The sequence below is a fragment of the Moryella indoligenes genome (genome assembly GCF_030812885.1).
Classification (GTDB): Bacteria; Bacillota; Clostridia; order Lachnospirales; family Lachnospiraceae; genus Moryella; species Moryella indoligenes.
The window spans coordinates 19,658-30,106 of sequence record NZ_JAUSTO010000019.1 but is presented as its reverse complement, the minus strand read 5'-3'; the positions used below and the strand labels follow the sequence as shown (position 1 = coordinate 30,106).

The following is a 10,449-nucleotide window of genomic DNA, read 5'->3' as shown; positions in this document are numbered from 1 at the left end:
ACGGGGGGAAGGGATAGAGGGCAGCAGATACCACATGAAATGAAGACCAGATGGGAGAAAGAACTGTGAGTGAAGATTACATCCTGTCTCTAAGCTATCAAACAATGAACAATAGGAGGACTTAACAATGAAGTTGTTTAGAACGAATGAGATAGAAACCAATGAGTACAAAATTGGTGATGTTATCTCCTTTAACCTTACCGATGGTGAAGAAGTGGAAGCAATGGCTGTAAAGCAGGAACAGGATGGTATGCTGTTCTGCTTTGTGGACTGCTTGAAGAAAGCGTACTGCATGAACTGTAAGGACACCAATGAGGGCGGGTACTTTGCTTCTGACTTGCGGGGCATTCTCAACGGGAAAATTCTTGACAGGTTCCCGGTTGAACTGCGTAACCGCCTGTTGCCGCTTGAGAACGGTGACCTGCTCCGACTCCCCACAGAGCGTGAGATTTTTGGAGAGAACTCTTATGGCGCAGAGGAAAGTGACAAGGTTGAGCAGTGGGAGTGTATGAAAGACAGCAGAAACCGCATTGCGTTCCAGGGGGAAAATTCCGGGAAGTGGGAGTGGTATTGGCTGCAAAATGTGGTTGAGTATACCGCTGCTGCCTTTGCCTTTGTCAACTGCTACGACCATGCTGGCTACTACAGCGCTTCCTACGCTAACGGTGTGCGTCCCGCTTTCAAAATCTAAAATCACACCCCACAAGGGGTGGGGGAGGGATTTGACTATGGCATATAAGCAGAAGCCCCCGTACTTGGCGGCTATATGGTACATTTTTCGCGGGGGCGCGAAGAAGATACGAGGAGGAGAGTAGATCAAAATGCGAGTAATGCGAGTTTTGGTAGCATGTGAGGAATCGCAAGCTGTTTGCAAAGCCTTTCGGGAGCGGGGGCATGAAGCATACAGTTGCGATGTTATCGAATGCTCCGGAGGACATCCGGAGTGGCACATCAAGGGAGATGCACTTGAGGTCATAAACCCGGGGATTCATGAAAATCACTACGAGGGGTTCGGAAGTTTTGAGGGAATTCAGTTTGTTACGATGGACGGAGCCGAACATGAATTTCCCGATGGATGGGACTTGATTATTGCACACCCACCATGCACGTATCTGACTAACGCCGGAGCGGTGAGGCTGCGAGTGAAGGGGAAAATTGTCGAGGAAAGGTATAAAAAGGTGCTGGCGGCAAAAGAGTTTTTTGTGAAATTTTTAAACGCTGATTGCTTCAAGATCGCGGTTGAAAATCCCACGCCTATGAAAATCGTTGGTTTGCCGGAGTACACACAGGCGATACAGCCCTATGAGTACGGGCATCCATACAGCAAGCGGACATGTCTCTGGCTGAAAGGGTTGCCGCCGCTCAAGCCCACAAAGATCATAGAGCATCATGAACCTTATGTAAACGGAGGGTATAAAGACGTACACGGGAATTATAAAAAGTTTCCAGGGCGCAAAGAGCGTGATCCTATTATGAGGTCGAAAACGTTTCCGGGAATAGCGCGAGCTATGGCAGAACAGTGGGGATAATGCAAGCGATAGCGGAAATGATGAAAATTCCCTATGCATGCTGAAAATGGCAGATGAGTATTTCAACGCTTGAAGATGCAGAGATTGAACTGGAAAGGTTGCAGGAATGATATTGATGCCGTGGAAAAAAGATGTGCCTGTTGAATCTTATGTCTTTATGGATTCAACTCCGTGTGTATCTTGCGTACATGAATGCGTTTGTAGGTATAAATCGGACATGTTAAGCCTGCGTAATGGTGTATGTGAGCTGATGCGTTGCACAAATTATGAGAAATTCAGACCGTTTGTTACTTGTGATGAATATGTAGAGAAGGAGCACAAAAATGAAGAAGGTTAGTGATAGGGCTATGCGAAGGGAGGCTGAACCTTGGACATAGGTTTTCTGTTAAATTTAGCGATGAAAATTGTTGTTATGTTGGGCATGATATCAGCAATTTGTAATGTGACCAGTATAGCATCTAAAGAAAAAATCACCAGAGATCAATATTTCGAGCTTGCGAAGACGCGCTTGATTTGGCAGTTCGTGCTGCTTTTGGAGGTGATACGGAAATGAATCAGGAAGGATATCGCGACCCTACAGCCGATACAGCCGTAAAACGGGCTTCCAATCCACCAGAGCACGTGCTTCTCTTTCTGCGCTGCGTATGGGCCCTAGCTAACGTTTTTGGTCTGACAGTGCTAGAACGGCTACACATTCGGGATAAAAATACGTGGGAGGAGTGGGAATGAACCGAAAAATGCGCCGGGCGTTGGAGAAATCCAATGCCCATTCCGCAAGACGAATTGTACAGAAGCAGCGACAGGCTGAGAGAGACCAAACACAGCACGATATGATTGTTGGTATGTATATCATGATGGGGTTAAAACTTCACGAGGTTTTTGGTTTTGGAGGGCAACGGCTCATGCGGCTTTACGGAGCAATAGATGAAGAATGTGGACGATGGAAAAGTGAAGGTCTCGACATTCGAAATCTTGCTAATGAACTGAAGGAAAAGACAGGGATAGAAGTCCCTGTTGATTGAGAAGGGGGCAGTATGAAGTATGATGTGGTCAGCACCATAATTTTGTATTACTATAACATTCCGCAAAAACGTAAAATGTTTCAAAAAGAACAGCTTGACATTGACAATAAATATCCATACTTGAGTGCTGTTAATGTTGACGGAATGCCACACGGAAGTTCTACTAGTGACCCGGCAGCAAATGTAGCAATTCAGAGGTTAGGGGACATTGAATCGCGCACCAGACTGAAAGAAATTGATGATTCTCTTAAAGTTTTGTTTATGGATGAGAAACATATTCGCCACTGCATAGACATGATACATGCACGGTATAAAAAGCTTATTTTGTGGCGCTATGGTGGTCAAGAAAACTGGGTGCAAATTTCTAACAAACTGAATGTTTCGGAGAGTACTGCACGCCTTTGGCACAGGATGGCGCTAATTCGTTTGGGTGAAATGTTAGAACGAGTTAATGGAATTCGTGAAATTGAAGTGAGAGCACGAGACGCAGAAGCATGATTTTGTGCGTGGAACGATTTTGTTAAAATCTTATATGATCTTCCCTATATACGCGCTATAATGGATTAAGGTTTTTGTTCACCATCTTTAGCTTACACTTTTTGTTTATAAACATTTATAAACATCGGCGCAATAAACGAAAACAGTTTGTTTCTGCACATGAATACACAATAGGTCGCATTAATTAACAAGGCGCCATTCCAAACAACGGAACGGCGCTTTTTGTTTTTTGTGTTTGCGTTTTTTGTGTATAGACTTTTGTTTTTTGTTGTAACTTTTTGTGTTGGTGCTTTTTGTTAAAACACCTTAAGATTTTTGTTGTTCGGCACTTAGTGATTCTAATGTTTGGATAAATGAAGATTCGACAGTTTTCATAAAGTCATTTTGTGAGTCTACTGTGTTATGCCATCTAAGTAGTTTGTTTTTTTGTTTCTTGAAGGGTGCCAATTTGGTTGCATGGAACACCCCAGACGCTTGAACGTTGAGAACTCTTCTGCGTTCTTCTCAACGCTTCTGCGTTCTTCTCAACTTTTTGTGTAATCCGCCGCTCAGTATCGAGCTGAGCAAGCATTCTCTGCGGCGATTAATCCATAGCATAATACATACTAGCATTGTAGCCTAACGATTGTAACATTTTTGTGATGGCTTTAGCACTAGCGGTTCGTGCATTTCCTTGCCCGTTGGCCTTCGGAACGATAAAGAAACGTTTTGAACCGTAAAAGTTTTGTGCAAAGCAGGTTGCACCGGCTTCTTGCACGGCCTGTTGCACTTTTTCAAAATTCCAGCGCGGAAGGCTAAGCATAGAAGTATCAAAGTTGCAGGTTCCGCCGTCCTCCGGATTTTGTTTTTGTGCCTGCCGTCCGGCTTCGAGTGCTGTCTGGAGATCGTCGCGGAGCTTGGCATACTTCCCGGAAAGTTTTTTTGTGTCCGCTGGATACTTCGCAATGAACTGATTGAAGCATTTAATCGCGTCGTTTTTGTTTGAGAACGTTGCAATGTCAAGCTCATTTCCGTCCTCGCGCATAGCTATTACTTCGTATTCATCATTAACAATAGCTATGTCAATGATTAACAGCTGCTTTTTGTGTACATGCTCTTTGTGATAGTTAGTCATTTTTGTGACCTCCCTTTTTTGTATAGATGTTTACAATAAAATTCGTGCCGGCGGATTGAACGCCGCGAGAGTCCTACTACACGGGAAGAATCAAGCCCATTTTATCTGGTTGAAAAGAGGAAGTGCTTTTTGTATTTTCTGGCTTTTTTTGTACGCATAGCTATTTTTTTTGCTATCCCGATATCTTTTGATGTAGCGTTCTGCTTGGCTTAAAGAGCCTATGCCGTATAACATGCTAGCGCGTGCTAGTATTTGCGCTTTGCTAAATTTAATGGCGACCAAACTTTCTGCATCTATGTTTTGGCCTCCTTTAAAGGGCTGGTAAGCAGAAAGCTTACAGAGCAATAAAAAGCCATCTGGCATGTCAACGTTCCAAATTGTGTAACCATTAGGGACATAATCCATGATTTTAAAGTTATGTGTAATTCTCGAATCATACTCAACCGTCAACATGTCATTGCAAGCAAATGTTTTTATTATCATTTTGTGCCTCCTTGATTTTGTGTTTTGTTCTTGTGGAAATCCCGCCGCCGGTATCGGTCCGGCTGGCATTCTCTGCGGCGGGGCTGTTTTATAAGTGCTTTTCATGGGGTAACCATTCACGAATAAACAAGGCTGTATAATAACCGCGTGCCTGCACTGAAAAACGGTTTTTGCAAATATTTCTAATCATTCCCTGCTTATCAAAAACCGATTTAGGCGGGTAGAATCCTTCATAATTGGTATCAATAATTAAAACCGGGGCGTTAATCCCTGTACAATCCACATTGCACAGTTCGCTTTTTCTGACTGTAAAGCCGTCTTTTTCAAGACGTAAAAACAAGCGGTTTAATTTAGTCATATTCTTACAACCTCCTATCATGTGTGATGTGCTGCACTCTGCATTTAACGGGCTTGTGACCGTCTACGGCTGCATTACAACGCCCGCCGGGGCGGGCTTTCTTGCTATTGGTTTTCAATATGGCTTAAACCTCAGATTTAAATTTCGTACACGCCAAATCCCTGATCTACTTCGGGGAAGCTGTAGGTCTCGCAACCGATGCGCTCGTACAGTCTCTGCGCGTCCTTGTTGTCGGGAGCGAGGTAAACCGTGCTCGCCATTTCGGAAAAAATCCGGAGGGCTGCTGTACCGTAGCCACGATTCTGGAAAGCCCCGTCTACGTCGATACGCTCAATGTAGATGCTCTCCTCGTCTTCTATAGTGGAGACGGAACCGATGTTCTCGCCGTCTGCGATGATGTGGTAAAGGCTCGCGATGTAGCTATCTTCGTCCCGGCTGCTGATTTTGTTGAGTGTGAGCTTCATTGTTTTTCCTTTCTTGTTTTGTGTGTTTTAGTGTGCCGTTGTCGCTTGCCTTGTTGGCTTGCTTCCGTTTCGTTGTGCCTTCATCATAAGACATAGGGCGCCCTACGTCAATACGGCAAAATGTACAAAGTGCGCACCATCATTTTGTACATTTTTCATAGTGCGCCCCGCGTCTCTATAATATATACTATATGTGGCATAAAAGAGAGGAGGCGATATAATGCCGGAGGATATACAGAAAAGAAACAAGCGACAGCAAAAATGGAAAGACGAAAACAGAGACAGGATAAATCTGCTGTTCACAAAAGGGATCAAGGAAAAAGTGCAAGAGGCCGCGGATATATCCGGAGTAAGCAAATCGCAGTGGATCGAGGCGGCCATAAATGAGAGGCTAGAACGCGAACAATAGAACAGAATTTCTATGCTATTTTCACGGCTTGCGCCGGTGTTGTTTTCCTGCTATAATCTTTTTGGGGAGGAGCCCCGGCGGCAGGTTCGCCGGGTCTCTCTGAATCGGTTTAGCTTTGGAGGCGGGCCGATTCTTTTTTTATTGCTTACTTCAGTAAATTTCTGATAGATTCTTTCGCTTCCTCAAGTGTTTTACACTTTTCCAGAATTTCCAGAATCGCTTTTACCAAAGCTTCAGAAACATTCATTTCATTCATTTTCCTTTCCTCCTGTTTCACCCTGCGGATACTCGCTTGCTTTTCGGTTGCCCGTGTCGCTTGCTGTGACTATAAAATACTATATATCCGGATATATATCAATAGGCAAGTTGCACAAGCTTTATTGTGCTATATGTATATATCCGGATGTTCGTACCTATGCTATAGTATAGGCATAGAAAGGTGGTGGTATTTTGAGCACAAAAGCACAAGGCCGCGCGACTATAAAGTACAGAGCAAAAGCCTATGATCGGATTGATATACAGATACCTAAAGGTACAAGAGAGCTTCTACATCGTCACGCAGAGCAGAGAGGCGAGAGCCTACAAGGATGGATTAAAAGACTTATAGCTGCCGATATAGGAGAGCAGAGCTTGACGGAGCTAGTAAAAAATCAGGACGGAAAAGCGTAGGCAAAAAGGCACATAGCATCTTATATAGTATAGACATATAGCCTCGGATATCTCCGGGGCTTTTTCTATGCCCGTATGACAGCGCACAAGGCCGCAGGATCTACGACACTATAAGGGCATCACCTATCATATACTTATATATATCTCTCTTATGCAGCTACACAGGCGCCCGCAGCAGATGAGCAGGCCTACATATACATTGATCATATAAAAAGGTAGGATGAATTCAGCGCACAGCCGCCGCTACATACACTGCATACATATACATAAAAAGAACACATATATACATAAAGATGCATAAAAGCGGCAAAAAGTACCGAAAAAGACGGGGATATACAAGGGCAGAGTGCATAAAAAACCGGGTAGGTTCTTTTGGGGGAATTCTTGCCAGTTACGGGTTCAGCAGCGCAAAAGTTTTTTAGGTAGGATCATTTTTTTAACGCTTCCGGCGGTCTGGGGACGGGATTTTCAGGGGGGTATCTTGACAAGACAGAAAAGCGCGCACATTCAGATCGAAAATAATTAGCAACTATTAGCGTTTACTGCGCTTTTTAGGTGTTAAAATGATAGCGTCAGAAAGTGTAGAGTCCTTGCAGAAATATCTGCGGGGATTTTTTAATGCAAAGATTTGGAGGCTGAGATGGAAGTGGTGAACAAGGAAGCCGCCAAAGCTGAGTATCTTGCCCGAAAAATGCGCGGGGAGCCGGTCAGGCTGAAGACGTTGGCTAGCGAACTTGGGATTACATATCGGCTTTTGCGGGAATGGAAAACAGAAGGGAACTGGGATTCTGGATTGAAAGGCCCGCACGGTCCTAAGATGGGGAACCAGAACGCGAAGGGGCATAAGAATGCTAAAGGGTGCAAGACCAGCGGAGCCCCGAAGGGGAGCCACAACGCCGAGAAGGACGGCGCTTATAGTTCTATTACCTTTGAAACCATGACAGAGGCCGAAAGAGAATTAGCGGAGAATACCTCAACCAACGGAAAGGCTGCCCTTGAATATGAATTGCGCATTCTGAGAGTAAGGGAACATCGCATCTTGACTAAGATTGATGAATACGAATGCCAGAGCGAGGAGGAACTGTACGTTACGTCCACAACAGATTATCAGGTTCCTAGTCCTGGAGGCAATCCTCTGGAAATTGAACGAAGAATGTGTAACAAAGACAGTGCTTTTAATCGAATCCTGAAGCTTCAGGAAGCCTTGTACAGGGTTCAGGGCAGGATTGCAACAGTAGCCTCAAGTCTTCGCGCTATTGAGGAAGCTGACATAAAGATTGCTATTGAAAAGGAGCGCCTTGCCATTATGAGAATGAGAGCGATAGGCGCAATTGAGGTTGACGATGTGACGGAGGAGGGCACGGATGAAGCTATATACGAGTAAAATAGTCGCGGCATGGCTGGGACTGTCAGAGCGCCGTGTTCGAATGCTCCGAGATGAGGGCGTGATTGAGGAGAAACGCCCCGGACTCTATGATCTTCAGCCAACAGTGTCTAGGTACATCACCTATATTCGCAAGGGGACTGGAAAGACTGACCTGAACGATGAGCGCGCCATGCTCACTAAAGCAAAACGCGAAGCCGCCGAGATGGAGAACAAGAGAATGCGAGGCGAGCTTCACAGGACTGCTGACATTGAGCGAGGGTTGCAGACCATGATGCTGAATATGCGGGGACGATTAATGTCGCTCCCGGCCAAATTATCTCCGGAGCTTGCCAACATGGGAGGCAATCAACCGGGGATTTTTGATGCACTGAAATTGGCAATCAATGAGGTTTTGGAGGAGCTAAGCAATTACAAGGTCTCTTTTGCCGAGCAGGACGGTGATGAAGATCAGTAAGGTAATAGATATCTCGAAGGACACACTGGATGTTTTGGCCAGATGTGTTGCCTTGTTGAAGCCGCCGCCCAATATGACATTGAGCGAATGGGCAGACAACTACAGAATGCTTTCCCCGGAAAGTAGCGCGGAGCCGGGAAGATGGCACACTGAAAAAGCTCCCTATCAGCGCGAGATCATGGATGCAATCGGAGATCCGCATATCAGAAAAGTAGTAATCATGAGTGCTGCGCAGATCGGAAAGACAGACGCCTTTATTCTGAACGTGCTGGGCTACTACATGGATTATGCTCCGTGTCCAATCATGGTTATGCAGCCCACTCTTGACATGGGGCAGACATTCTCAAAAGATCGTTTAGCCCCTATGTTACGAGACACCACAAGGTTGCAAGATAAGGTGGATGTAAAGAGCCGGGATTCAGGCAACACCATCATGAAAAAGAATTTTCCTGGCGGACACGTAACGATTGTAGGAGCAAACAGTGCAACAAGCCTTGCAAGCCGGCCGATTAAGGTGCTTTTGGCGGACGAGGTGGATAGATATCCGGTAAGTGCAGGAACGGAAGGCGATCCGCTTTCACTTGCCCAGAAACGACAGACAACGTTTTGGGATAAAAAAACAGTGATGGTGAGCACGCCGGTTCTGAAGGGACAAAGCAGAATTGAGGCTGAATATCTTCAAAGCACTAAAGAAGAGTGGAGCGTACCCTGTCCAAAATGCGGACATTATCAGGCGTTGCGATGGGAGGGCGTTCGATTCGATTGGGACGATGTTAGCAAAGATGTTTTCTACCAGTGTGAGCGCTGCGGTGAAAATTCCGGCGAATATGAATGGAAAAAGCAAGGGCAGTTTGGAAAGTATGTTGCCGAAAATCCTACGGCAGAAATACGAGGGTTTCATCTCAATACTTTGGCTTCTGTATTCTGCGGATGGCATGAGATCGTAGAGAAGTTCAAGCTTGCAAAAGAACAGCTCGACCAGGGGAACCCGGAGGGAATGAAAGTATGGGTAAATACAGAACTTGGTGAAACATGGGAAGACGTCGGAGAACAGCTTGACGAAATCGAACTGTATAACCGCAGAGAGATATATGACGCGGATGTGCCGGACGATGTGCTTGTTCTTACTGCCGGAGTCGATACGCAAGATGATCGATTCGAGATTGAGGTTGTAGGCTGGGGAGAAGGTAAGGAAAGCTGGGGCATCCGTTATCAGAAGATTTACGGAGATATGTTGAAAGAGCAAGTCTGGATAGACCTTGACCGATTCTTAATGAGCGGTTTCCGCAAGAAAGATGGGACGGTGTTACCGATTCTTGCTGTTTGTGTTGATAGTGGTGGACACCATGCAAACCAAGTGTATCGTTTCACCAAGGATCGCTTTGATCGCCGAATCTGGGCGATTAAAGGGCGAGGTGGTGCAGATGTTCCCTATATCCGAAATCCTTCTAAGAATAACCGCGTAAAGGCTCCGTTATTCATAATCGGAGTTGACGCCGGAAAGGAATTAATACATCAGCGCTTAAAGCATGAGACGAAAGGCCCGAACTATTGCCACTTCCCTTCAAATGAGGAGGCCGGATATGATGAAGAGTATTTCAGAGGTCTCACATCAGAGCGCAAAGTGGTACGGTTCCGTAAAGGGAGAAGCACTACGGTTTGGGAGATTAAAGACAGCAAGCACAAGAGAAATGAGCCTCTTGACTTGAGGAACTATGCTACGGCAGCACTTGAAATCACAAATCCGGTATTGAAAAAGTTTGATGATGATACTTTCAGAACAAAACCGAAGAGACGGAGAAGGATAAGCGGAGGTATTTAATGGCTATTTTTTCAAAAGAGCTGTGCCAGAAAAAGCTTAATACTTGGCTTAAGGCCGAGGAGAAGATTGCTACGGGGCAGCATTATCAGATTGGCACTAGAATGCTGACGAGGGCTGACTTGCGGGAGGTTCGGAAAGAAATAGAATATTGGGCTGCAAGATTGAATGAGGCTGAATCTGCTGAAAAACGAAGGGGACGGAACCGGTTGTTTGGATTCGTCCCGCGTGATTTGTAAAGGG

14 protein-coding genes are annotated in these 10,449 nt (G+C 45.4%); 9 read left to right on the top strand and 5 right to left on the bottom strand.

From position 1 onward, the window contains the following. The first annotated feature begins 127 nt into the window (after positions 1 to 127). The 4 genes from J2S20_RS10735 (at position 128) to J2S20_RS10720 (ending at position 3,049) form a co-directional block, all read left to right on the top strand. Entirely contained in the window at positions 128 to 691 is a 564-nt protein-coding gene (locus tag J2S20_RS10735; protein WP_307255384.1) for a DUF6273 domain-containing protein, read from the top strand. Positions 692 to 821: 130 nt separating this feature from the next. Beyond that, complete coding sequence (locus tag J2S20_RS10730) at positions 822 to 1,529, top strand: DNA cytosine methyltransferase (RefSeq protein ID WP_307255383.1); 708 nt, start codon at positions 822 to 824, stop codon at positions 1,527 to 1,529. A gap of 725 nt (positions 1,530 to 2,254) precedes the next feature. Then, on the top strand, positions 2,255 to 2,551 hold the full coding sequence (locus J2S20_RS10725; protein ID WP_307255382.1) for a hypothetical protein: 297 nt from the start codon (positions 2,255 to 2,257) through the stop codon (positions 2,549 to 2,551). Positions 2,552 to 2,563: 12 nt separating this feature from the next. Then, a complete protein-coding gene (locus tag J2S20_RS10720; protein ID WP_307255381.1) occupies positions 2,564 to 3,049 on the top strand; it encodes an RNA polymerase sigma factor sigma-70 region 4 domain-containing protein in 486 nt (161 codons plus the stop codon). A gap of 583 nt (positions 3,050 to 3,632) precedes the next feature. On the opposite strand, the gene J2S20_RS10715 is transcribed toward J2S20_RS10720, so the two are convergent. The 4 genes from J2S20_RS10715 to J2S20_RS10700 form a co-directional block, all read right to left on the bottom strand. After that, positions 3,633 to 4,163, bottom strand: a complete 531-nt coding sequence (locus J2S20_RS10715) for a hypothetical protein (RefSeq protein WP_307255380.1) — start codon at positions 4,161 to 4,163, stop codon at positions 3,633 to 3,635. A gap of 90 nt (positions 4,164 to 4,253) precedes the next feature. After that, positions 4,254 to 4,646, bottom strand: a complete 393-nt coding sequence (locus tag J2S20_RS10710) for a hypothetical protein (RefSeq protein ID WP_307255379.1) — start codon at positions 4,644 to 4,646, stop codon at positions 4,254 to 4,256. Between the two features lie 88 nt (positions 4,647 to 4,734). Further along, a complete protein-coding gene (locus tag J2S20_RS10705; RefSeq protein ID WP_307255378.1) occupies positions 4,735 to 5,004 on the bottom strand; it encodes a hypothetical protein in 270 nt (89 codons plus the stop codon). Positions 5,005 to 5,141: 137 nt separating this feature from the next. Continuing rightward, the gene (locus tag J2S20_RS10700; protein WP_307255376.1) at positions 5,142 to 5,468 is read right to left on the bottom strand and encodes a GNAT family N-acetyltransferase; all 327 of its coding nucleotides are present in this window, start codon (positions 5,466 to 5,468) and stop codon (positions 5,142 to 5,144) included. Between the two features lie 220 nt (positions 5,469 to 5,688). On the opposite strand from J2S20_RS10700, the gene J2S20_RS10695 reads away from it, so the two are divergent. Next, positions 5,689 to 5,877: a hypothetical protein gene (locus J2S20_RS10695; protein WP_307255375.1), complete on the top strand. Its 189-nt coding sequence runs from the start codon at positions 5,689 to 5,691 to the stop codon at positions 5,875 to 5,877. Positions 5,878 to 6,022: 145 nt separating this feature from the next. Here J2S20_RS10695 and J2S20_RS12255 read toward each other — a convergent pair whose 3' ends face one another. Next, positions 6,023 to 6,133, bottom strand: coding sequence for a protein phosphatase (locus tag J2S20_RS12255; protein WP_307255374.1), 111 nt, complete (start codon positions 6,131 to 6,133; stop codon positions 6,023 to 6,025). Between the two features lie 1,053 nt (positions 6,134 to 7,186). On the opposite strand from J2S20_RS12255, the gene terS reads away from it, so the two are divergent. The 4 genes from terS to J2S20_RS10670 are packed head-to-tail and all read left to right on the top strand — an operon-like array spanning position 7,187 to position 10,445. Continuing rightward, positions 7,187 to 7,930, top strand: coding sequence for a phage terminase small subunit (gene terS, locus J2S20_RS10685; RefSeq protein ID WP_307255373.1), 744 nt, complete (start codon positions 7,187 to 7,189; stop codon positions 7,928 to 7,930). Beyond that, on the top strand, positions 7,911 to 8,387 hold the full coding sequence (locus J2S20_RS10680) for a hypothetical protein (RefSeq protein WP_307255372.1): 477 nt from the start codon (positions 7,911 to 7,913) through the stop codon (positions 8,385 to 8,387). The genes terS and J2S20_RS10680 overlap by 20 nt, the downstream gene beginning before the upstream one ends. Then, positions 8,374 to 10,209, top strand: coding sequence for a phage terminase large subunit family protein (locus J2S20_RS10675; RefSeq protein ID WP_307255371.1), 1,836 nt, complete (start codon positions 8,374 to 8,376; stop codon positions 10,207 to 10,209). Before J2S20_RS10680 ends, J2S20_RS10675 begins: the two co-directional genes overlap by 14 nt. Then, complete coding sequence (locus J2S20_RS10670; protein WP_307255370.1) at positions 10,209 to 10,445, top strand: DUF6148 family protein; 237 nt, start codon at positions 10,209 to 10,211, stop codon at positions 10,443 to 10,445. The genes J2S20_RS10675 and J2S20_RS10670 overlap by 1 nt, the downstream gene beginning before the upstream one ends. Positions 10,446 to 10,449: the final 4 nt, after the last annotated feature.